This window comes from Rathayibacter sp. SD072 (genome assembly GCF_017355185.1).
In the GTDB taxonomy this organism is placed as follows: Bacteria; Actinomycetota; Actinomycetes; order Actinomycetales; family Microbacteriaceae; genus Rathayibacter.
In genome coordinates, this window is the sequence record NZ_JADILJ010000025.1 from 1 (window position 1) to 22833 (window position 22833).

Genomic DNA, 22833 nt, shown 5'->3' on the forward strand with positions numbered 1-22833 from the left:
GCGACGTCGGTGGGCTCGGTCTCGGCGGCCTGGACCTCCGGAGCCTCCTCGGCCGCGGGGGCCTCGGGCTCGGCGGGGGCGGCCGACGCGGAACCGTCGCCGATCCGGACCAGCTCGGCGCCGACCTCGACGGTCTCGTCCTCCTGGACGAGGATCTCCTCGATGACACCGGCGACGGGCGACGGGATCTCGGTGTCGACCTTGTCGGTCGACACCTCCAGCAGGGGCTCGTCGACCTCGACGCGATCCCCCACGTTCTTCAGCCAGCGGGTGACCGTTCCTTCCGTGACACTCTCTCCGAGTGCCGGGAGGCTGACGGATTCGCTCATGATCCTGTCTCCTTAAGACGTGTGCGTGCAGTGTTCAGCTTAGTGAAGCGGGAGCGACGGGTCGCCGCCCCCGCGGTGGGTCTAGAGGGCGTGCAGCGGCTTCCCGGCCAGCGCGAGATGCGCCTCGCCGAGCGCCTCGTTCTGAGTGGGGTGCGCGTGCACGAGGGGCGCGACGTCCTCGGGCTGCGCCTCCCAGTTCACGATGAGCTGGGCCTCCCCGATCAGCTCGCCGACGCGGGCGCCGACCATGTGGACGCCGACGACAGGGCCGTCGACGACGCGGACGACCTTGACCGAGCCGCTCGTGCCGAGGATCGTGCTGCGCGCGTTCCCGCCCAGGTTGTAGTCGTACGACGCGATGCGCTCCGCACCGTACTCGGCCACGGCCAGCGCCTCGGTGAGTCCGACCGACGCGACCTCCGGGTCGCTGTAGGTGACCTTCGGGACGTTGACATCGGCGACGACCTGCGGGCCGAGGCCGGCGATCTCCTCGGCGACGAAGACGCCCTGCTGGAAGCTCCGATGGGCCAGCTGGAGACCGGGCACGATGTCGCCCACGGCGTAGACGCCCGGAACGGAGGTCTGCAGGCGCTCGTCCGCCACGACGTAGCCGCGATCGAGAGCGACCCCCGCCTCCTCGAGGCCGAGGCCGGCGGTGACGGGACCGCGGCCGACCGCCACCAGGAGCACGTCGCCCTCGAGCACGGCTCCGCTCTCGAGGCTCACGCTCACGCCCGACTCCGACTGGGAGACCGAGGAGACGCGCGAGCCGAGCTGGAAGGAGATGCCGCGCTTGCGGAAGGCGCGCTCGAGCTGCTTGCTCGCGCTCTCGTCCTCGTTCGGCACGAGGTGGGGGAGCGCCTCGACGATGGTGACCTCGGCGCCGAAGGAGCGCCAGACGCTCGCGAACTCGACTCCGATGACCCCGCCGCCGAGCACGACGACCCGGTCGGGCACGTGGTCGAGCTCGAGGGCCTCGTCGCTGGTGAGGACGCGACCGCCGATCGCGATCCCGGGCAGGGTCCGCGAGGCCGAGCCGGTGGCGACGACGATCGACCCGCCGTGGAGGACGTGCTCGCCGACGACGACCGTCCTCGGGCCGGCCAGGCGGCCGTCACCCTCGACGACCGTGATGCCGCGCGAGGAGACGAGGCTCTGCAGGCCCTTGTACTTGCCGGCGACCACGCCCCGGCGGTACCGGGTGACGCCGGCGATGTCGATGCCCTCGAAGCTCGCGAGGACGCCGTACTTCTGCGCGTCCTTCGCCCCGTCCGCCAGCTCGGCGGCGTGCAGCAGGGCTTTCGTGGGGACGCAACCGCGGTGGAGGCAGGTGCCGCCGAGCTTGTCCCGCTCGACGAGAGCCACGCTGAGCCCCAGTTGAGTCGCCCGCAGCGCGGCGGCGTAACCGCCGCTGCCCCCGCCGAGCACGACCAGGTCGTAGCTCTCTTCCGACACCCAGTGACTCCCTTGCGACGTGCGGTCCCGGTCTCCCGCGGGCCGCGGCGCGGAGCGCTCAGGACCGGCGGAGGAGGGGACGAGGCGGGATCTCCCGCCCCGTCGACCCTACTACGCGCTCGCGAAGCCCTCGGCCAGCGCCACGAGCGTCCGCACGGTGACTCCCGTCGGCCCGCCCGCCGTGAAGCCGTAGGCCCCTCCGGCGTTGTTGGCAGGACCCGCGATGTCGAGGTGGGCCCAGGGGATGGTGGTCGTGGCCTCGCCCTCCCCGCGGGTGCCGATGAACTCGCGCAGGAAGTGCCCGGCGATCAGCATGCCGCCGGCCGTGCTGCCGATCTTCACGTTCGCGAGGTCGGCGACGTCGGAGTTCAGGAGCGGGCGCAGCTCGGCCGGGAAGGGCATCTGCCAGAAGGGCTCGCCCGCGTCGGCGGCGGTGGCGACGACCCGGGCGGCGAAGTCGTCGTCGCCCATGACGCCCGTGTAGCGGTTGCCCAGGGCGACGCTCGCGGCTCCGGTCAGGGTCGCGACGTCGATGATCGCGTCGGGCTGCTCCTCGCTCGCCGCGACGAGCCCGTCGGCGAGCACGAGACGCCCCTCGGCGTCGGTGTTGAGGACCTCGACCGTCGTGCCGCCTCGGATCGTCAGCACGTCGTTGGGCCGGATGGCGCTGCCGGAGGGGAGGTTCTCCGCGATGCAGAGCCAGGCGGTCACCCGGACGGGGAGCGCGAGCTCCGCGACGGCGCGTGCGACGGCCCACACGGTCGCCGCGCCCGTCATGTCGTACTTCATCCCCACCATCGAGGCCGGCGGCTTGAGCGAGAGTCCGCCGCTGTCGAAGGTGATGCCCTTGCCCACCAGCGCGAGGTGGGCGGTCGCTCCCTCCGGCGAGTAGGAGACCTTCACCAGGCGCGGCGGCCGGGTCGAGCCGCTGCCCACTCCGAGGATGCCGCCGAAGCCCTCCTCGGCCAGTGCCGCCTCGTCCCAGACGGTGACCTCGAGGGGCAGCCCGGTGGCGCCCTCCTGGACGGCCTCGGCGAGGGTCTGCGGGTAGAGGTGAGACGGCGGCGTGTTGACGAGGTCCTTGACCTCGGCGACAGCCCGGGCGACGATCAGCGCGCGCTCGAGGATCGCGGGGTCCGCCGTCTCCTCGGTCGAGACGAGCAGGACGGACTCGACGGGGGTCTTCACCGTCGCGGCGGTGGTGCCGCGGAAGGCGGTGAACGAGTAGGAGCCCAGGGCGGCGCCCTCGGCGACGGCGGCGAGTGCCTCCGGAGTCGTGGCGGGAAGGGCGAGCGCGACGGAGGCGGTCCCCGCCAGGGTGCGCACCGCGAGACCCGCTGCGGCGCGGAGGGCGTCGGTGGTCGGCTCCGCCGAGCCGAGGCCGACGAGCACGACGACGCCCGCGCGACCGGTCGACGGCACGCGCAGGATCGAGTCGACGGCCCCCGTCGCGCCGAGCGCCGGGAGGGCGCCGACCAGGTCCTCGAAGCCCGTCGCCCCGAGCAGCTGCGGCCCGTCCGGGCCCGGCGCCACGCCCAGGACGAGGGCGTCGGTGTCGATGTCGGAGGCGGGCGCGGACGTGTACTCGAGAGAGGAGAGGGGCATGGCGGCAATGCTAGGCGCTGTTCGCTCAGGGCCGAGCGCCGCTCGCCAGGGGCCCGACGGGTGCCGTCTACAGTGAGAGGCATGCTGGATCCGGAAGACCTGTTCGAGATCGAGGGCGACCTCTCCGAGGTTCCGCGCGGGCTGCACCTCGTCGCCGGCCTGACCGGCTTCACCGACGCCGGAGGCGCCGTCGGACAGCTGGGGGAGTACCTGCTCGACACCCTCGAGCACCGCCCGATCGCCGCCTTCGACCAGGACCAGCTCCTGGACTACCGCGCTCGCCGGCCGATCATCACGTTCGATCAGGACCACCTGACCGACTACCGCCCGGCCGTCCTGCGCCTCTCGGTCGCGCGCGACGAGCTGCACCAGCCGTTCCTCCTGCTCACCGGATTCGAGCCCGACTTCCAGTGGGAGCGCTTCACGCGGGCCGTGGTCTCGCTCATCGAGCGGCTCGAGGTCGCGAGCACCACCTGGGTCCACGCGATCCCGATGCCCGTGCCGCACACGCGACCCGTCGGGGTCACGGTCAGCGGCAACCGCGAGGACCTCGTCGAGGCGATGTCGGTCTGGCGCCCGCACACGCAGATCCCCTCGAACGTCCTGCACCTGCTCGAGCTCCGTCTCTTCGAGCGCGGGATGCCGGCGGTCGGCTTCGCGCTCCTCATCCCGCACTACCTCTCGGACACCGAGTACCCGCAGGCCGCCGTGGCGGCGCTCGAGAGCATCTCGGCCTCGACGGGCCTCATCTTCCCGACCGACCGCCTCCGCGAGAGCGGGCGCGAGTTCCTCGCCAAGGTGGACGAGCAGGTCGCGGGGAACGAGGAGCTGCAGAAGCTCGTCGCGGCTCTGGAGTCGCGCCACGACAGCTACATGGAGGGCACGAGCCTCCGGTCCCCGCTCACCGACGAGGACGGCTCCGTTCCCACGGCGGATGCTCTGGCCGCCGAGCTCGAGAAGTTCCTCGCGATCCGGCGCCCGGGCGAGGACTCCGCCGCGTCCTAGGGCCCACCCGCCGTCGGTAGGATCGGACGAGTGCGATCTCGTCGAGCGTGGTTCGTCTTCGGAGCCGGTGCCTTCGCCTACCTGGTGGCGGTCCTGGACCGCACCACTCTGGGCGTCGCGGGAGTCGACGCCGCCGAGCGCTTCGGAGTCGCTGCAGCGGTGCTCTCCTCGCTGGCCGTCGTCCAGCTGATCGTCTACGCGGGGATGCAGATCCCGGTCGGGATCCTGATCGACCGCTTCGGGCCGAAGACCCTCATCCTCTCCGGCACGGCGCTCATGATGGTCGGGCAGGTCGTGCTCGCCCTCGCCCCGTCGATCGGAGTCGCGATCGTGGGGCGGATCCTCGTGGGTGCCGGCGACGCGGCGATCTTCACCTCCGTCATCCGCTTGACGGTCGCGTGGTTCAGCGGCCCGATCGTCCCGCAGCTGTCGCAGTGGATCGGCAACATCGGGCAGATCGGGCAGATCCTCTCGGCCCTCCCGTTCGCCGCGATCCTGCACTCCGTCGGCTGGACGCCCGCGTTCCTCTCCGCGGCGGCGCTGGGCGCCGTCGCCTTCCTCGGAGTGCTGCTCCTGATCAGCGATCTGCCGCCGCGCACGGAGCCGATCGTCCTGACTCCGCCGACACTCCGGGCCACCATCGCCCAGCTCGGCGTGAGCCTGCGTCGACCGGGAACCCAGCTGGGATTCTGGTCGCACTTCGTGACGCAGTCCTCGGGAACCGTCTTCACCCTGCTCTGGGGCTATCCGTTCCTCGTCTACGCGATCGGACTGCCGCCGGCCGTCGCGGCGCCGACCCTCACGATCGTCGTCGTCGCCGGCATCGTGGTCGGCCCCGTCCTCGGAGTGCTCACCGCCCGGCATCCCATGCGGCGGAGCAACCTCGTGCTGGGGATCGTCACCACCATGGGCGTGGCGTGGACCGTCGTCCTGCTCTGGCCCGGCGTACCGCCGTACTGGCTGATCGTCCTCCTGCTGATCGTCATCGGCGCCGGGGGACCCGGTTCGATGATCGGCTTCGACTTCGCCCGGACCTTCAATCCCTCCCGTGCCCTCGGCGCCGCCAACGGCGTGGTCAACGTCGGCGGGTTCCTGGCGAGCTTCACGATGATGTTCGCGATGGGGCTCATCCTCGACGCGCTCGCGGGTCCGGACGGCGACGCCGCCCGGCTCTACTCGATGGAGAGCTTCCGCGTCGCGTGGTGCGTCCAGTACGTCGTCGTGGGCCTCGGGGTCGTCGGTCTGATCAGCGCGCGGCGTCGGACGAGGCGCCGGCTCGCGGAGGACGAGGGAATAATGGTGGCCCCTCTCTGGGTTGCACTGAGTGACCGCCTCCGTCGAGGACGTCCCGGACGCTGATCGAGCGACCGGCTCCACTGCGGCGGGGCAGCGGGTCGACGGGATCGGCACCGGAGGCTCGCGACCGATCGATCGGAGTCCTCCGGGGCTCCGCGCGCGACCGCACTACTCAGGCGTGCAATAATTGTCAATAGGACCCGTTCGGGTCGAGGGAGCACCACGCCCACGTCGGGCGTGCGACGTCCTCGACTTGACATGGGTCCTCGTAATGCCCACCGACGGACGGCGCCCTCCGGAGCCGCTCGCAACCGGGACGCAACGGATGGAGAGGTGCCGCCATGGCCACCAGAGCTACCAAGACCGCAACGCTCGACGCCGTCGACGACGACGCGACGACGACCAAGAAGCCCGCCGCACGCAAGCCCGCTGCGGCCAAGACCCCGCGCGCCCGGGCCGCGACCAAGGCCGCCGCGCCCGTCGAGGACGAGGACTCGCCCGAGGCCGCCGAGCCCGAGGAGGTCGACGAGGACGAGACCGAGGTCGTCGCCGTCGTCGAGGAGCCCGAGACCGAGTCGAAGGACGACGCCGAGACGGCGGACGCCCCCGCGGCCCCCGCCGCCGCGCCCGAGGCCCCGCTCCCCAGCGGCGCGCTCGTCCTCTCCTTCGGCGGCGAGGACGACGAGGTCCCCGTCTACTCGACGGCGATCACCGGCGCCACCGCCGACCCGGTCAAGGACTACCTCAAGCAGATCGGCAAGGTCGCGCTCCTGAACGCGGCCGAGGAGGTCGAGCTCGCGATGCGCATCGAGGCGGGCCTCTTCGCCGAGGACAAGCTCGCCAACTCCACCGATCTCAGCCCCGAGCTCGTCCGCGAGCTCCGCTGGGTCGCGAAGGACGGGCAGCGGGCGAAGAGCCACCTGCTCGGAGCGAACCTCCGACTCGTGGTCAGCCTCGCCAAGCGCTACACCGGTCGCGGGATGCAGTTCCTGGATCTGATCCAGGAGGGCAACCTCGGTCTGATCCGCGCGGTCGAGAAGTTCGACTACACCAAGGGCTTCAAGTTCTCGACGTACGCGACGTGGTGGATCCGCCAGGCGATCACCCGCGCGATGGCCGACCAGGCCCGCACCATCCGCATCCCGGTGCACATGGTCGAGGTCATCAACAAGCTGGCCCGCGTCCAGCGTCAGATGCTCCAGGACCTGGGCCGCGAGCCCACCCCGGAGGAACTGTCCCGCGAGCTCGACATGACCCCTGAGAAGGTCATCGAGGTGCAGAAGTACGGCCGCGAGCCGATCTCGCTGCACACGCCCCTGGGCGAGGACGGCGACAGCGAGTTCGGCGACCTCATCGAGGACACCGAGGCCGTGGTCCCGGCGGACGCCGTGGGCTTCACCATGCTGCAGAAGCAGCTGGAGTCGCTCCTCGACTCCCTGTCCGAGCGCGAGGCGGGCGTGATCCGCATGCGCTTCGGCCTCGGCGACGGCATGCCGAAGACGCTCGATCAGATCGGGGACACCTTCGGCGTGACGCGCGAGCGCATCCGCCAGATCGAGTCGAAGACCATGGCGAAGCTCCGCCACCCGTCCCGCTCGCAGTCGCTCCGCGACTACCTCGAGTAGGCCGGTGATCCGCTACGCGCCGGCGGTCCTCCTCGGGAGGGCCGCCCGCTTCGCGGCACGCCTCCGGAAGCCCGGCGGAGGATCCGCCGTGCCCGGGCTCGTCGTCAACCGCGTCGCTCCCGGGTTCCTGCCCGCGGTCCTCGACGGCTTCCCCGAGGGGCTCGTCGTCGTCACCGGGTCGGCCGGCAAGTCGACGACCACGAAGATGCTGGTCGCCGTCCTCCGCGCCCACGGGCTGAGCGTGTTCACCAACCCGTCGACCGCCAACATCGCGCAGGGCCTCACCTCCGCCCTCCTGGAGCGGACGGACCTGCGGGGACGCATCGACGCGGACATCGCCGTCCTCGAGATGGACGAGGGGCACGGGGCGCGGCTCGCTCCCCGCATGCGCCCCCGCGTCGTCGTGCTCACCAACGTCGTGGTCGATCAGATCGACCGCTTCTTCGACCCCTCGATGGTCGCGCGGATGCTCGCCTCGATCTCGGAGCGGGCGACCGGTCGGGTCGTGCTCAACGCCGACGACCGCCACGTGGCCGACATCGCGACGAGCCTCCCCGCCGATCGGGTGCAGTGGTACGGAGTCGCTCCGGCCGTCCGCGCCGCCGCTCCCGGCGGACTCGGCTACGCGGCGGAGGCAGCGACGGGAACGGACCGCGCGACGACGATCGTCTCCGCTACGAACGGGGCGGCGGCCGAGATCTTGAGCGACGGGGTCCTGCTCGACATCGGACTCCCGGCGCGCGGGATCCACTACGCCGTGGACGCCGCCGCCGCCGTCTCGACCGCGCGCGCCGTGCTCGGCGACCGCTTCGACGCGGACACCGCCTCCGCCGCCCTCTCCTCGATCGCTCCGGTGTTCGGACGAGGAGAGGTCGTCGTGGTCCGCGGCCAGGAGGTCGAGTTCGTCCTGGTGCAGAACCCGGCGAGCTACCGGCTGAACATCTCCGAGATCCCGACGGGGACCGAGCAGATCATGCTCGCCATCGGCTCCGACGTGCGGGATCCCTCGTACTTCTGGCCCGTCGACACGTCCGGCCTCGGAAGGGTCCGCGTGGTCTCGGGATCCAAGGCCCACGAGGCGGCGCTCCACCTGCAGTACGACGGAGTCGCGATCGACGCCCTCGACGAGGATCTGGGCCGCGCACTCGATGGCTTCCTGGCGCTGCCGGCACCGTCGACCGGGCGCAAGACGATCGTCTTCTCCGCCGACTCGATGCGCCGGACCCGCGCTCACCTCCAGCTCACCTCCAACCGCGAGGAGACCTCGTGACCTCTCTGCGGATCGGCGTGCTCGCCCCCGACGTCCTGGACAGCAACGGCGATGCGGCGAACGCCCGCGTCCTCGTCGCTCGGGCGCGATGGGCCGGACTCGATGCGGACCTCGTCCCGCTGCGTCACCGGGACGACTTCCGCGACCGTCCCGACGTGCTCGTCGCCGGCACCGGGGCCGATGAGGACCTCCCGGGGGTCCTCGACGTGCTCCGCGACGTCGATGCCACCGTGCGGGGCTGGGCCGACTCCGGGACCGAGTTCGTCGCGATCGGGGCGGGCTGGGAGCTGCTCGCGCAGTCGTTCGCGACCGCGTCGGGCATCGTGCAGGGGATCGGCGTCTTCCCGGGCCGCGCCGTCCCCGCGGCCGCCCGCGCCACCGACGATCTGGTCGTCGAATCGCCCGCCGGCGTCCTGGTGGGCTTCGAGAACCATCTGCGGCGCTTCGAGGGGATCGACCCCGGCTCCGTGCTCGGTCGTGTCCTGCACGGGACCGGCGACGGGGAGGGACTCGAGGGCCACCTCGCCGGATCACTGCTGGGCACACACCTGCACGGTCCGCTGCTCGCGAAGAACCCGGTGCTCGCCGACGCGATCCTGACGCGGATCGCCGAGCGCAACGGCCTGGAGTACGCGGTCGTGGATCCGCGTCTCGTCCGTGCCGATGAAACAGCTCGAGCCGCCCGCGAGGTCATCGCGAAGCGGCTCGGCGTCGACCTGTAGGACGCGCTCAGCGTCCGTCGGGCCGATCGGGGGCGGTGGCCCGGACGATCAGGGGCGCTGCTCCTCGAAGAGCCGCGCGGACTCGTCGTGCCAGCTCTGAGCGATGCTGGAGAGCTTCTCCTGGTACTTCTTGCCGTGGTGGGCGCAGAACAGCAGTTCTCCGCTGTTCACGACGACGCGGATGTACGCCTGGGCTCCACAGCTGTCGCAGCGGTCGGCAGCGGAGAGCTGGTGGGCACCCGCGAGCTCGTCCACGCCAGTAGGGGTTGCGGTGGTCGACATGACTTGGCCTCCTGCACTCGGTCTTCGATCTCTGCTTAGTGGAACCCATCCAAGCACGCGATTGTTTCCGCACCGAGACGATCGGAGGGCATTTCGCTGTGCGCGTAGGCCCGCCGGATCACTGGCGCTCGGTGCAGGGCACCGCCCGGGTCGCGTCCCGGAGTGAGGGTTCCGCGAAAGTAAACTGGAGGAATGGCCTCCACCGACTACTCCGCCCGGCACCTCTCCGTCCTGGAAGGCCTCGAGGCGGTCCGGAAGCGGCCGGGCATGTACATCGGCTCGACCGATTCACGCGGCCTGATGCACTGCCTGTGGGAGATCATCGACAACTCCGTCGACGAGGCACTCGCGGGGCACGGCACCGAGATCAGCGTCGTCCTCCACGCCGACGGCAGCGTGGAGGTGCGAGACCGCGCGCGCGGGATCCCGGTCGACATCGAGCCCAAGACCGGCCTGTCCGGTGTCGAGGTCGTCTTCACCAAGCTGCACGCCGGCGGCAAGTTCGGCTCCGGCTCCTACGCGGCCTCGGGCGGCCTGCACGGTGTGGGCGCCTCCGTGGTCAACGCTCTCTCGGAGCGGCTCGACGTCGAGGTCGACCGCAACGGCCGCACCTACCGCATGTCGTTCCACCGCGGCGAGCCCGGTCGCTTCGCGGATGCGGGGGAGCCCACTCCGGACGCGCCGTTCACGCCCTTCGAGAACGGCTCGGAGCTCGCCGTCGTCGGCAAGGTCGCGAGAGGAGTCACCGGCACCCGCGTGCGCTACTGGGCCGACCGCCAGATCTTCACGAAGGGCGCGGCCTTCCAGACGGACGATCTCGTCACGCGCGCACGGCAGACGGCGTTCCTGGTTCCCGGGCTCACCCTCGACATCGTCGACGACCGGGAGGACGAGCGGCGCGCCGAGATGTTCCGCTACGACGGCGGCATCTCGGAGTTCGTCGAGTTCCTCGCGCCCGATTCCGCCGTGACCGACGTGCTCCGTCTGACCGGCACCGGGACCTTCACCGAGAACGTCCCCGTGCTCACCCCGGGTGGCGCCATGGTGTCCACCGAGGTGGAGCGCAGCTGCGAGGTCGACATCGCCCTGCGCTGGGGCACCGGCTACGAGACGGTGATGCGGAGCTTCGTCAACATCATCGCCACGCCCAAGGGAGGCACGCATCAGACCGGCTTCGAGCAGGGACTGCTCAAGCTGCTCCGCTCCCAGGTCGAGGCGAACGCGCGCCGGCTGAAGGCGGGCTCGGACAAGGTCGAGAAGGACGACGTGCTCGCCGGCCTCACGGCGGTGCTCACGGTCCGTCTCCCCGAGCCGCAGTTCGAGGGCCAGACGAAGGAGATCCTCGGCACCCCCGCCGTGCGCGCCATCGTCGCGCAGACGGTCGGCTCGACACTCGGCGCCGTCTTCTCCTCGGCGAAGCGCGAGGACAAGACGCAGATGTCCCAGCTGCTCGAGAAGGTCGTCGCCGAGATGAAGTCGCGCATCTCGGCGCGCGCGCACAAGGAGACGCAGCGCCGCAAGAACGCGCTGGAATCGTCGTCGCTGCCCGCGAAGCTCGTCGACTGCCGCAGCAACGACGTCGAGAACAGCGAGCTCTTCATCGTCGAGGGCGACTCCGCCCTCGGCACCGCGAAGCTCGCGCGCAACAGCGAGTACCAGGCACTGCTGCCGATCCGGGGCAAGATCCTGAACGTGCAGAAGGCGAGCGTCGCCGACATGCTCTCGAACACGGAGTGCGCCTCGATGATCCAGGTCATCGGCGCGGGCTCGGGTCGCTCGTTCGACCTGTCGGTGGCGCGCTACGGCAAGATCATCCTGATGAGCGACGCCGACGTCGACGGCGCGCACATCCGCACCCTCCTGCTCACGCTGTTCTTCCGCTACATGCGGCCGCTGGTCGAGGCGGGCCGGGTGTTCGCGGCCGTGCCTCCGCTGCACCGCGTGGTCGTGATGAACGCGGGCAAGAAGCCGAACGAGACGATCTACACGTACTCCGAGAAGGAGCTGCAGAGCGTGCTCGCCGCCCTGGCGAAGGCGGGGCGGCGATTCCAGGACCCGATCCAGCGCTACAAGGGCCTCGGCGAGATGGATGCGGATCAGCTCGCCACGACGACGATGGACCGCGCCCGCCGCACGCTGCGCCGAGTCCGCGTGTCCGACGCCGAGAACGCGGGCCGGGTCTTCGAGCTGCTGATGGGCAACGAGGTGGCGCCGCGGAAGGACTTCATCGTCCGCGGATCCGAGACGCTCTCGCGCGACCGCATCGACGTGTGACCGTCCCGGGCCCGACGGCGGTCAGAGCAGCTCGGGAGCCGCGCCGATCGTCGCCACGGGAGCCGAGAGCGGCACTCCCGATCCGTCGCGCTTCATGCCGGACTCCGGCAGTGCCGCGACGGACCCGTCGGCCTCGAGGGCGTGCGCCGGGCCCGGACCGACCCAGGCGACCCCGAGGGCCGTCTCGCCCTTGAGGAAGCGCTGGGCGCGGACACCGCCGGTCGCCCGGCCCTTGGACGGGAACTCCGAGAACGGCGAGACCTTCGCGCTGCCCGTGTCGGTGCCGGTCAGCGCCCAGCTGTCGACCGCGACGGTCGCGACGACCGCGTCCTCGCGGTCGTCCGCCTCGACCACGGCGAAGTGCACGACCTCGTCGGTCTCGCCGAGCTTGACTCCCGCCATGCCCCCCGCTGTCCGGCCCTGGGGCCGCACCGCCGACGCCGGGAAGCGCAGGAGCTGGGCCTCCCCGGTGACGAAGACCAGTTCGTCCTCGTCGCCGGCGGGCGCCGCTCCCACGACCGCGTCCTTGGGTTTGAGCGCGATGAGCTCGACGTCGGGCCGGTTCTGCAGCTCGGCCGCCGACACCCTCTTCACGACTCCCTGGAGCGTGCCGAGGGCGATCGGGCGCGTGTCGTCGAGCGCCACCAGAGCGAGCACGCGCTCGTCCTTGCCGAGCGCCGGGAGGTAGTCCGCCATGCGGACGCCGGCGCCGAGCTGGACGGAGGACGACGGGACGGAGGGGACGTCGACGGGGGAGAAGCGGAGCAGTCGTCCCGCGCTCGTCACGGCGCCGATGTCGGTGCGGCTCGTCGTGTCGAGGGCGCTGAGGACGGCGTCGTGCTTGCTGCGCCGGCTCGCCCTGACCGGCTGCGCCGCCGCCTCGGGATCGCGGTCGACGCGGACCATGCGGCCGGTGGTGCTGAGATGCACCCGGCACGGCACGTCGGCGATCTCGAGTACTGCGGCGGTCTTGCGCCCGGTGGTCGCGACGGAGGGGCGCGCCTCGGTGAGGAGCGTGCGACGAGGGGTGCCCAGGCGCTGCGCGACGTCGTCCAGCTCCTCCGACACGAGCGTCTCGATCCGGCTGCGGCTCGAGAGCAGCGCCTCCAGCTCGGCGATCTCGGCGAGAAGAGTGTCGCGCTCGGTCTCGAGCTCGATCCGGGAGAACCTCGTCAGCCGGCGCAGCTGGAGCTCGAGGATGTAATCGGCCTGGATCGTGCTGAGGTCGAAGACCTCGATGAGGCGCGCTCTGGCCGCAGCGGTGTCGTCGCTCGCGCGGATCAGCTGGATGACCTCGTCGATGTCGACGATGGCCACGAGGAGTCCCTCGACGAGGTGCAGGCGCTCCTGGCGCTTGCGGAGGCGGTACTGCGACCGCCGGGTCACGACGGTGACGCGGTGGCCCACGTAGACCTGGAGGAGCTCCCGGAGTCCGAGCGTGCGCGGCTGCCCGTCGACCAGGGCCACGTTGTTGATCGCGAAGCCGTCCTCGAGAGGCGTGTAGCGGTAGAGCTGCTCGAGGACCGCCTCCGGGCTGAAGCCCGTCTTGATGCCGATCACGAGACGCAGGCCGTTGTCGCGGTCCGTGAGGTCGGTGACGTCCGAGATGCCGCTGAGCTTCTTGTTCTGAACGCCGTCCTTGATCTTGTCGATGACCTTCTCGGCCCCGACGAGGTAGGGGAGCTCGGTGACGACCAGCCCGGACTTCCGGGCGGTGATGCTCTCGACGGAGACCCGAGCCCGGGTCTTGAAGCTCCCGCGCCCGGTCGCGTAGGCGTCGCGCACGCCGGCGAGACCGACGATCGTCCCGCCGCTGGGGAAGTCGGGACCCGGCACGAAGGACATGAGGTCCTCGAGCGAGGCCTCCGGGTGGGCGATCAGGTGCCGCGCCGCTCCGATCACCTCGATCAGGTTGTGCGGCGCCATGTTCGTCGCCATGCCGACCGCGATACCGCTGGCGCCGTTGACCAGCAGGTTCGGGAACGCCGACGGCAGGACCTCGGGCTGCTGGTGCGAGTTGTCGTAGTTGGGGACGAAGTCGACGACGTCCTCGCCCAGGTGCTCGGTCATCGCCATGGCGGCGGGCGCGAGCCGCGCCTCGGTGTAGCGGGCGGCCGCGGGGCCGTCGTCGAGCGAGCCGAAGTTGCCGTGGCCGTCGACCAGGGGGACCCGCAGGGTGAAGGGCTGGGCGAGGCGCACGAGCGAGTCGTAGATCGAGGCATCGCCGTGCGGGTGCAGCTTGCCCATGACCTCGCCGGTCACCCGCGCCGACTTGACGTGGCCGTGGTCCGGCCGCAGGCCCATCTCGCTCATCATGTAGAGGATGCGGCGCTGCACCGGCTTCAGTCCGTCGCGGGCATCGGGCAGCGCCCGCGAGTAGATGACCGAGTAGGCGTACTCGAGGAACGACCCCTCCATCTCGGTCGAGACGTCGACGTCCTCGATGCGCTCGGACAGCGAGGAGTGTGCGGCCGGAGTGGATCCGGACGAGGGGGATGCGGCGTTCATGACTCACTTCGGTGGCGGGCGCAGGGCGACGGCGCCGGGTGGCGCCTCTCGCTCTCAGCACGGGGCTCGCGGGCCGGGACGACCGGGCGAGGAGCCCCGAGTGCCTCGTCGCACCGGACCCGTCGTGCTCGGGGAGGCGCCGGACGGCGTCCCCGCTCGGACCTCCGCCCGCGGGGCTCGCCCGGAGCGAGGAGCACTGTGCGAAACTGAGCGCGATGTCCCACATGCTACCCGCCGCCCCCGCCGGGCGGCGGAGCCTCGCCGACGTCCTCCCCGGGGCCCTCGATGCGATCCTCGGACGACGCGGTGCCTTCGGAACCCCCCGCCTCGACCGCGTCGTCGTGGTGCTCGTGGACGGCCTGGGCGCCTCCAGCCTGAGGCAGCGGTCGGGCCACGCCCGCACGCTCGCCCCCGCCCTCACCCGCGCCACGACGATCCCCTCGGGCTTCCCGACGACGACGGCGGCCGCACTCGCGAGCCTGACGACGGGTCTGCGGCCGGGCGGGCACGGCATGGTCGGCTACCGGGTCCTCGACCGCGGTGCCGATCGACTCGTCAATCAGCTCTCGGGCTGGGACGAGGGCATGGTGCCCGAGCAGTGGCAGCCCCACCCCACCGTCTTCGAGCGCGCCGTCGTCGAGGGGGTCGCTGCGAGCGTGATCGGCCCGTCGCGCTACGCCCGCTCAGGACTGACGCGCGCGATCCTCCGCGGCGCCGAGTACCGGTCGGCCGGGAGCATCGCCGAGCGCTTCGCCGCGGCCCGCGACCTCCTCGACGCCGGTGGCCGGCGCATCGTGTACCTCTACGTCCCCGAGCTCGACATGACCGCGCACGCGCGCGGGTGGGAGTCGCCGGAGTGGACCGCCGCGCTCGAGCTGCTCGACGGCGAGGTCGGCTCCTTCGCGCGGCGTCTCGGACCGCGGGAGGCCGCGCTCGTCACCGCTGACCACGGTGTGCTCGACGTCCCCGCCTCCTCCCACGTCCTCGTCGAGCACGGGTCCCTGCTCGAGGGCGTGCGGCACCTGGCGGGGGAGCCTCGCTGCCTGCAGCTCCACCTCGAGCCCGGGGCGGACGCGGAGAGCGTCGCAGCGCACTGGCGCGATGCGGAGGGGGAGCGGGCCTGGATCGCGACCCGGGCCGAGATCGCCGCGAGCGGCTGGTTCGGCGACATCGGCGCGCCCGCGGCGGAGCGAATGGGCGACGTGTTCGTCGCCGCGCGCAAGGCGATCGCCTATTACGACGCCGAGGACTCGTCGGGTCGATCGATGATCGGCCAGCACGGCTCGCTCACCCCGGAGGAGACCCAGGTCCCGCTGATCGGCTTCGGAGCGCTCGACGGCGTCTGACGCCCGGGCGGTGCACGATCCGGACGTCCCCACGACCGCGGGACGGTCGCGGGTGAAGGGCCCTGTAGACCCTCCACCCGATCAGTCGTCGCTGCGCGCCCCGAAGACGATCTCGTCCCAGCTGGGCATCGACGTGCGCCCACGGCGGAATCCACCCCGGGTACCGGTCGGTGCGTGCTCCTTCGCAGGGGCGGCGGCCGCAGGAGGCGCGGCGGGAGCCGGGCGCTCGGGCTCCGGCGCCTTCTCGACGGTCGGAGCCTCCTGCTTCGGCTCCTCGCGGATCCGGAGAGAGGACGCGTGGTCGCGCTCCCCGCGACGGCGGCGGAGCGCGTCGAGCAGATCGGCGGTGTCGTTGAGATTGCGCTCGCGCTGCTCGGTCGTGCTCGACACGGGGCGAGGGAGGGTCGAGACCACGCGCGGCGTGTCGGACAGCGCCGGCTGCGGCTCGGTGTCGGAGGTCCGGACGGCCGACGGGCGCGCGTGCGGGAGGGCGGTCGGGCGACCGGACGCGGGGTGCTCGCCACGGGAGCTGCGCTCGGGCTCGGACGGCCGGGAGAACGCGTCGGTGTCGAAGCGCGTCGCGAGCTCGTCGACCGCGGCGGGGATGACGGCGCGGAGCCTCGGGATGAGGGTGGGCCGGATCTCGCCCTGCTGCGAGAGTGTCGTCGCCTCGGGAGTCAGGGGCGACAGGACGGCCTTCTTGGGGTCGAAGCGCCAGCGGGCGTCGTGGTCGATCTCGTCCGAGCGGAACAGGAGCTTGACGGCCCAGCCGTCCTCCTCCTTCCAGCTCGACCACTGCTCGCCCTCGGCGCCCAGCGCGGCGAGGCGCTCGCGGATGACGTCGCCGAAGGGGGTGCCCTCCTCGAGGGGATCGGGGTCGGCGCTCGTGTAGACGCGCACCGACAGCGCGGAGGCGACGATGTGCTCGCGCTCGGCGGTGACCGGACCCTCGAAGCGCTGGACGTGCTCGAGGGGCGCGCCCGTGAGCTCGGCGACCTCCTCGGCGGAGAGGCCCGAACGGATGTGCGCCTGGATCTCGCGGGGTGAGACGCGCTTCTCGCGCGGCGGGAGGGTGTGGACGCGCGGCCGCAGCTGGCTCTGCAGAGTCTCGTCGATCCGCACCGAGAACCGCTCGCCTCCGTCGGAGACGAGCACGAGCGATCCGCTCTCGACGCCGATCACCTTCAGTTCCATCATCGTGCGGGACCTCCTTCTGGACGCGAACGGGGCAAGGATGGCACGGGTTCCGCCCGATGCCCGGGAATACCGCGGGCGGGTCGAAAGTTGGGGCGGAAGGAGGCGCTGACAGGCGGTGTCAACCACGGATCCATTTGGTTTGCGAATCGATCCGCCTTGATGCACACTGTCCCCGCCGATTTGTTGAACAGCTGAATATAAGAAGTGGATGGGAATGGCTACGGACTACGACGCCCCCCGCAAGACCGATGACGACTCCGAGTCGATCGAGGCCCTGAAGGAGCGAGTCCCCGACAAGATGTCCGGAGTCGTCGACGTCGATGACGCCGACAACCCGGGCGGATTCGAACTGCCCGGAGCCGATCTCTCAGACCTCGATCTGGACGTCGTGGTCCTTCCGCCCCAGGCGGACGAATTCACGTGCGTGAGCTGCTTCCTCGTGAAGCACCGCTCTCAGATCGACCACGAGGAGAAGCTCGGACCGATCTGCCTGGAGTGCGCCGCCTAGGCCTCTCCTCGCTCCGAAGGACGACCGCTCCGTCGCCGTGATCCCCGGATCGCGGCGACGATGTCGTTCGGGCGACGACTCGACAGCAGCCAGTACGGCGTCGGGTCCTGCGGATCCTCGATCGGCACCCGCACGACGTCGCGCACCCAGCCCCGGATCACGAGGTAGGCGCGAGCGTCCAGCCGCGGTCCGCGCTCGGCGAACGCCTCGCGGCCCTCGTGCGACGAGGGCTCGCCCACCAGCTCCAGAGGGATGTGCGCCCTCCCCGCGCGGAGCTCGCCGTCGACGACCTCGATCACCGGCGAGAGCGCCAGCAGGGCGCCGATGCAGCCCGCGTAGAGGACGAGTGCGACGACGACTCCGACGACCGGGTCGATCGGTGCGAACACCAGGATGCTGGCAGGGATCACGAGGGCTGTGGAGACGAAGAGCCACGGCGCGGGCCAGAGCCTCTCCCGGTACGACTGCATGTCCCTATTGCATCAGACAACTGGTCTACCCTCGTCACGTGAACGAATCCGTCGACGTCGCGATCCGCGCGGACACCCTTCCCGGCTACGCGCACCCGGGGGACGCCGGAGCCGATCTGCTCTCGACCGAGGACGTCGTCCTCGAGCCCGGTGAGCGGGCCAGCGTGGGCACGGGAGTGGCGATCGCCCTCCCCGAGGGCCATGTCGGCTTCGTGGTCCCGCGCAGCGGACTCGCCTTCAAGCACGGCATCACCATCGTCAACGCGCCCGGGACGATCGACGCGGGCTACCGCGGCGAGATCCGGGTGGCGCTGCTCAACACCGACGCGGAGCGCGCGTACCGCGTCACGGCGGGCGACCGGATCGCGCAGCTCGTGATCGTCCCCGTCGTCCGCGCGCGCTTCACCCCGGTCGACGAGCTGCCCGAGTCCGTCCGCGGGCTCGGCGGCTTCGGATCGACGGGCTACGACGCCTCCCCGACCAGCACTCCGAAGGAGAACGCATGAGCGACATCCAGGCAGCGACAGGACCGGACGCACCGGCGGAGGTCGTCGAACAGGACCTCGAGAAGTCCGCGCCCGCCGATCGCGCCGAGGCGGGGCCGCTCGACGAGCGCGAGGCCAACCCCGTGCGCCCCTACATCGACCTCGGCGGCGTGAAGGTCCTCCCGCGCGAGGGCATGCACATCCGCCTCGAGGTCGAGGAGGGGACCAAGCGGGTCATCGCCGTCGGTCTCGACTACGCGGGGTCCACTCTGCAGGTGCAGCCGTTCGCCGCGCCGCGCTCCTCCGGGCTGTGGCACGAGATCCGGGGCCAGATCGCCGAGCAGGTCGCCAAGCAGGGCGGCCGCACGGCCGAGCGCGAGGGCGTGTTCGGCCCCGAGCTCGTCGCCCAGCTCCCGATCGCGGGAGGGGAGTCCCGTGTCGCCCGCTTCGTCGGCGTCGACGGACCGCGCTGGTTCCTGCGCGGTGTCATCGCCGGCGCGGGAGCGGTGAACCAGGAGGCCGCCGCGGCGGTCGAGGAGCTGTTCCGCAGCATCGTCGTCGTACGCGGCTCCGGCCCCATGCCCCCGCGCGACCTCATCCCCCTGAAGGTCCCCACCGGCGGTCAGACGCAGCAGAGCGCGAGCTGACCCGCATGGAGCAGAGCCCGCCCGACCGCGAGCAGCAGCCGGAGCCGATCCGCCCCGAGGTGGGGGAGGCCATCGCCCAGGCGGCGCGCCGTTCCGGTCTCGGGGTCGTCGCCGACGGCGAGCCGTTCGACGGGCGCGCGCTGCTGCGCACGATGGGCGGGGTCCGCGGGATCCTCGAGGCCGTCGTCCCCGGCGTCGCCTTCGTGCTCCTGTTCACCGTCACCGGCGAGCTCGTGCTCTCGCTCGTCGCCTCGGTGGGGATGGCCGTCCTGTTCACCGTGGCGCGCATCCTCGGCCGCACCCCGGTCATCCAGGCGGTCGGCGGACTCCTCGGGGTCGTCGTCTCGGCGGCGCTGGCACTCGTCACCGGTCGGGCGGTGGACAACTTCGTCCCCGGACTCATCACGAACCTGGTCTACGGACTCGTCTTCCTCGCGTCCGTGCTCGTGCGTTGGCCGCTCATCGGAGTCGCGGCCGGGTACCTCATGGGCGACGGGACCGCCTGGCGCGACGACAAGCGCAAGCGACGGCTGTTCGCCGCACTGACCCTGGCCTGGGCGGGACTGTTCCTGCTGCGGCTCGCGGTGCAGTACCCGCTCTTCCTCGCCGAGGACACCACGGCCCTCGGCACGTGGAAGCTGGTCCTCGGGCTCCCGCTGTACGCCCCGCTGCTCGTGCTGACGGTCCTCGCGGTCCGAGCGGAGTACCGCGGCGCACGGGACGAGGACGAGGACGAGGTCGCCGCGCCGGGTGCGTGACCGCCGGGTCGAGGACGTAGAATTGTCTCGACGTCGAGATAAATAGCTCCCGGCCGCCCCGCGCTCCGACGCAGGGCGCAACGGGTGCGGCGACGCACCGGTGTTAGGTCCTCCTTGGTGGAGCCCGCTCTGCGCGGTCGCCAAGATGGACTCGGATATGTGGGTCCGCCCGTCGGCGGGATCCACGTCAGCGAAGGAGAGGGCGACGTGTCCGCGGTAGACAGCTTTGGATCGAAAGACACTCTGAAGGTCGGGCAGACCGACTACGAGGTGTTCCGCATCGACCGGGTCCCCGGTCACGAGAAGCTCCCGTTCAGCCTGAAGGTGCTGCTCGAGAACCTCCTCCGCACGGAGGACGGCGCGAACATCACCGCCGACCACATCCGCGCGCTCGGCGAGTGGGTCCCGGAGTCGGAGCCCGACACCGAGATCCAGTTCACGCCCGCGCGCGTGGTCATGCAGGACTTCACCGGCGTTCCCTGCATCGTCGACCTCGCCACCATGCGCGAGGCCGTCGCGGCCCTCGGCGGCGACCCCGACAAGATCAATCCGCTGGCTCCGGCCGAGATGGTCATCGACCACTCCGTCATCGCCGACCTGTTCGGCACCGAGGACGCCCTCGAGCGCAACGTCGAGCTCGAGTACGAGCGCAACGGCGAGCGGTACCAGTTCCTGCGCTGGGGCCAGACGGCCTTCGACGACTTCAAGGTCGTCCCGCCCGGAACGGGCATCGTGCACCAGGTCAACATCGAGTACCTCGCCCGGGTCACCATGACCCGCGAGGTCGGCGGAGTCCTGCGCGCCTACCCCGACACCTGCGTCGGCACCGACTCTCACACCACGATGGTCAACGGCCTCGGCGTGCTGGGCTGGGGCGTCGGCGGCATCGAGGCCGAGGCGGCCATGCTCGGCCAGCCCGTCTCGATGCTCATCCCGAAGGTCGTCGGCTTCAAGCTGTCGGGCGCGATCCCGACGGGCGTCACCGCGACCGACGTCGTGCTCACCATCACCGAGATGCTGCGCAAGCACGGCGTCGTCGGCAAGTTCGTCGAGTTCTACGGAGCCGGCGTCGCCGAGGTCCCCCTCGCGAACCGCGCCACCATCGGCAACATGAGCCCCGAGTTCGGCTCGACCGCCGCGATGTTCCCGATCGACGACGTGACCCTCGACTACCTGCGCCTCACCGGGCGCAGCGACGAGCAGATCGCCCTGGTCGAGCAGTACTCCAAGCTCCAGAAGCTCTGGCACGACGCCGACGTGGAGCCCGTGTTCAGCGAGTACCTCGAGCTCGACCTCAGCACCGTCGTCCCGTCGATCGCCGGCCCGAAGCGCCCGCAGGACCGCATCGAGCTGACCTCGGCCAAGACGCAGTTCGAGTCGGACCTCAACAACTACGCCGACGTCTCGCACGACATCGTCGACCTGACCATCGCCGAGTCCTTCCCCGCGTCGGACCCGGGCGAGCTCCAGCCGCAGGACGAGCACAGCACGCACGAGCACATCCACCGCTCGCACGCACCGAGCACGGCCTCGAAGCCGACGACCGTCGAGCTCGGCGACCGCGGCGAGACCTTCACCATCGACCACGGCGCGGTCGCCATCGCGGCGATCACCTCGTGCACGAACACGTCGAACCCCTCCGTGATGCTGGCCGCCGGCCTGCTCGCTCGCAACGCGGCGCAGAAGGGCCTCAAGGCCAAGCCGTGGGTCAAGACGACCCTCGCGCCTGGGTCGAAGGTCGTCACCGACTACTACGAGAAGGCCGGCCTGACCGAGTCGCTCGAGGCGCTCGGCTTCTACACCGTCGGCTACGGCTGCACGACCTGCATCGGCAACTCCGGCCCGCTGCTCGAGGAGATCTCGGCCGCGGTCCAGGACAACGACCTCGCCGTGACGGCGGTGCTCTCGGGCAACCGCAACTTCGAGGGCCGCATCAACCCCGACGTCAAGATGAACTACCTGGCGAGCCCGCCGCTGGTCATCGCCTACGCCCTCGCCGGATCGATGAACTTCGACTTCGAGGTCGACGCCCTCGGCACCGACGGCGACGGCAACGACGTGTTCCTCAAGGACATCTGGCCCGACGCGGCTGAGGTGCAGGCGACGATCGACTCGTCGATCGACAAGTCGATGTTCGACACGCAGTACAGCGGCGTGTTCGACGGCGACGAGCGCTGGCGCTCGCTCCAGACCCCCGAGGGCGCGACGTTCGAGTGGGACCAGGAGTCGACCTACGTCCGGAAGCCCCCGTACTTCGACGGCATGACGATGGAGACCACCCCGGTCGCCGACATCGCCTCGGCCCGCGTGCTCGCCAAACTCGGCGACTCCGTGACGACCGACCACATCAGCCCCGCCGGCTCGATCAAGGCCGACAGCCCCGCCGGCCAGTACCTCGCCGAGCACCGCGTCGACCGCAAGGACTACAACTCCTACGGGTCCAGGCGTGGCAACCACGAGGTGATGATCCGCGGCACGTTCGCGAACATCCGCCTGAAGAACCAGCTGCTGGACGGCGTGGAGGGCGGTTACACCCGCGACTTCACGCAGCCCGACGCTCCCCAGTCGTTCATCTACGACGCGTCGCAGAACTACCAGGCCGAGGGCACGCCGCTCGTCATCCTGGGCGGCAAGGAGTACGGCTCCGGTTCCTCGCGCGACTGGGCGGCGAAGGGCACCAGCCTCCTCGGCGTCAAGGCCGTCATCGTCGAGAGCTTCGAGCGGATCCACCGCTCGAACCTGATCGGCATGGGAGTCATCCCGCTGCAGTTCCCGGCCGGCGAGACCTGGGCGTCGCTCGGGCTCGACGGCACGGAGTCGATCAGCATCTCGGGCATCGAGGCGCTGAACGAGGGTGTCACCCCCAAGACGGTGCACGTCGTCGCCGAGCCGACCGAGCACTCGCCCGCAGGCAAGCAGCCGATCGAGTTCGAGGCGGTCGTCCGCATCGACACCCCCGGTGAGGCGGACTACTACCGCAACGGCGGCATCCTGCAGTACGTCCTCCGCTCGCTCGTCTAGAGCCGACATGCCTGTGCGCCTTCCCGCAAG

At 71.0% G+C, this 22833-nt stretch carries 19 protein-coding genes; 12 read left to right on the forward strand and 7 right to left on the reverse strand.

Features of this window, described 5'->3' with window-relative positions:
- The 3 genes from IOC53_RS11130 to IOC53_RS11140 form a co-directional block, all read right to left on the reverse strand.
- A partial coding sequence (locus IOC53_RS11130) for a biotin/lipoyl-containing protein (RefSeq protein WP_307786166.1) occupies positions 1-329 on the reverse strand: 329 nt, incomplete at its 3' end.
- Positions 330-410: 81 nt separating this feature from the next.
- Entirely contained in the window at positions 411-1784 is a 1374-nt protein-coding gene (gene lpdA, locus IOC53_RS11135; RefSeq protein ID WP_207405711.1) for a dihydrolipoyl dehydrogenase, read from the reverse strand.
- 111 nt (positions 1785-1895) lie between these two features.
- On the reverse strand, positions 1896-3389 hold the full coding sequence (locus IOC53_RS11140) for a leucyl aminopeptidase (protein ID WP_207405713.1): 1494 nt from the start codon (positions 3387-3389) through the stop codon (positions 1896-1898).
- 81 nt (positions 3390-3470) lie between these two features.
- On the opposite strand from IOC53_RS11140, the gene IOC53_RS11145 reads away from it, so the two are divergent.
- The 5 genes from IOC53_RS11145 (at position 3471) to IOC53_RS11165 (ending at position 9307) form a co-directional block, all read left to right on the forward strand.
- Positions 3471-4394 carry a proteasome assembly chaperone family protein gene (locus IOC53_RS11145; protein WP_207405715.1) on the forward strand — a complete coding sequence of 308 codons (924 nt, stop codon included), beginning with the start codon at positions 3471-3473 and terminating at the stop codon, positions 4392-4394.
- Positions 4395-4424: 30 nt separating this feature from the next.
- The gene (locus IOC53_RS11150; protein ID WP_207405717.1) at positions 4425-5753 is read left to right on the forward strand and encodes a nitrate/nitrite transporter; all 1329 of its coding nucleotides are present in this window, start codon (positions 4425-4427) and stop codon (positions 5751-5753) included.
- A 278-nt stretch (positions 5754-6031) separates the two neighbouring features.
- Positions 6032-7315 (forward strand): RNA polymerase sigma factor, encoded by a 1284-nt coding sequence (locus IOC53_RS11155; RefSeq protein WP_242683226.1) that lies wholly within the window; start codon positions 6032-6034, stop codon positions 7313-7315.
- Positions 7316-7403: 88 nt separating this feature from the next.
- Complete coding sequence (locus IOC53_RS11160; protein ID WP_207405719.1) at positions 7404-8585, forward strand: Mur ligase family protein; 1182 nt, start codon at positions 7404-7406, stop codon at positions 8583-8585.
- Positions 8582-9307, forward strand: coding sequence for a type 1 glutamine amidotransferase (locus IOC53_RS11165; protein WP_207405721.1), 726 nt, complete (start codon positions 8582-8584; stop codon positions 9305-9307). Before IOC53_RS11160 ends, IOC53_RS11165 begins: the two co-directional genes overlap by 4 nt.
- A 48-nt stretch (positions 9308-9355) precedes the next feature.
- Here the strand turns inward: IOC53_RS11165 and IOC53_RS11170 are convergent, their stop codons facing one another.
- The gene (locus IOC53_RS11170; RefSeq protein WP_207405723.1) at positions 9356-9589 is read right to left on the reverse strand and encodes a hypothetical protein; all 234 of its coding nucleotides are present in this window, start codon (positions 9587-9589) and stop codon (positions 9356-9358) included.
- Between the two features lie 192 nt (positions 9590-9781).
- Between IOC53_RS11170 and IOC53_RS11175 the strand changes: the two genes are divergently transcribed.
- Positions 9782-11863, forward strand: a complete 2082-nt coding sequence (locus IOC53_RS11175; protein WP_207405725.1) for a type IIA DNA topoisomerase subunit B — start codon at positions 9782-9784, stop codon at positions 11861-11863.
- Positions 11864-11884: 21 nt separating this feature from the next.
- On the opposite strand, the gene IOC53_RS11180 is transcribed toward IOC53_RS11175, so the two are convergent.
- Positions 11885-14371: a DNA topoisomerase (ATP-hydrolyzing) subunit A gene (locus IOC53_RS11180; RefSeq protein WP_207405727.1), complete on the reverse strand. Its 2487-nt coding sequence runs from the start codon at positions 14369-14371 to the stop codon at positions 11885-11887.
- 215 nt (positions 14372-14586) lie between these two features.
- Here IOC53_RS11180 and IOC53_RS11185 point away from each other — a divergent pair, with 215 nt between their 5' ends.
- Positions 14587-15717 (forward strand): alkaline phosphatase family protein, encoded by a 1131-nt coding sequence (locus tag IOC53_RS11185; protein ID WP_207405729.1) that lies wholly within the window; start codon positions 14587-14589, stop codon positions 15715-15717.
- 81 nt (positions 15718-15798) lie between these two features.
- On the opposite strand, the gene sepH is transcribed toward IOC53_RS11185, so the two are convergent.
- Entirely contained in the window at positions 15799-16914 is a 1116-nt protein-coding gene (sepH, locus tag IOC53_RS11190; protein WP_207405731.1) for a septation protein SepH, read from the reverse strand.
- 214 nt (positions 16915-17128) lie between these two features.
- On the opposite strand from sepH, the gene IOC53_RS11195 reads away from it, so the two are divergent.
- On the forward strand, positions 17129-17422 hold the full coding sequence (locus IOC53_RS11195) for a DUF4193 domain-containing protein (protein WP_055792269.1): 294 nt from the start codon (positions 17129-17131) through the stop codon (positions 17420-17422).
- Here IOC53_RS11195 and IOC53_RS11200 read toward each other — a convergent pair.
- Positions 17419-17892, reverse strand: coding sequence for a DUF3093 domain-containing protein (locus IOC53_RS11200; protein WP_207405733.1), 474 nt, complete (start codon positions 17890-17892; stop codon positions 17419-17421). The two genes, IOC53_RS11195 and IOC53_RS11200, sit on opposite strands and share 4 nt — an antisense overlap.
- A gap of 38 nt (positions 17893-17930) precedes the next feature.
- Between IOC53_RS11200 and dut the strand changes: the two genes are divergently transcribed.
- The 4 genes from dut to acnA all read left to right on the forward strand — a co-directional run bounded on the left by dut (position 17931) and on the right by acnA (position 22803).
- The gene (dut, locus tag IOC53_RS11205) at positions 17931-18398 is read left to right on the forward strand and encodes a dUTP diphosphatase (RefSeq protein WP_207405735.1); all 468 of its coding nucleotides are present in this window, start codon (positions 17931-17933) and stop codon (positions 18396-18398) included.
- Positions 18395-19024, forward strand: coding sequence for a DUF3710 domain-containing protein (locus tag IOC53_RS11210; RefSeq protein ID WP_207405737.1), 630 nt, complete (start codon positions 18395-18397; stop codon positions 19022-19024). The genes dut and IOC53_RS11210 overlap by 4 nt, the downstream gene beginning before the upstream one ends.
- 5 nt (positions 19025-19029) lie before the next feature.
- Entirely contained in the window at positions 19030-19782 is a 753-nt protein-coding gene (locus tag IOC53_RS11215; protein ID WP_207405739.1) for a DUF3159 domain-containing protein, read from the forward strand.
- Between the two features lie 207 nt (positions 19783-19989).
- Positions 19990-22803 (forward strand): aconitate hydratase AcnA, encoded by a 2814-nt coding sequence (acnA, locus tag IOC53_RS11220; protein ID WP_207405741.1) that lies wholly within the window; start codon positions 19990-19992, stop codon positions 22801-22803.
- Positions 22804-22833: the final 30 nt, after the last annotated feature.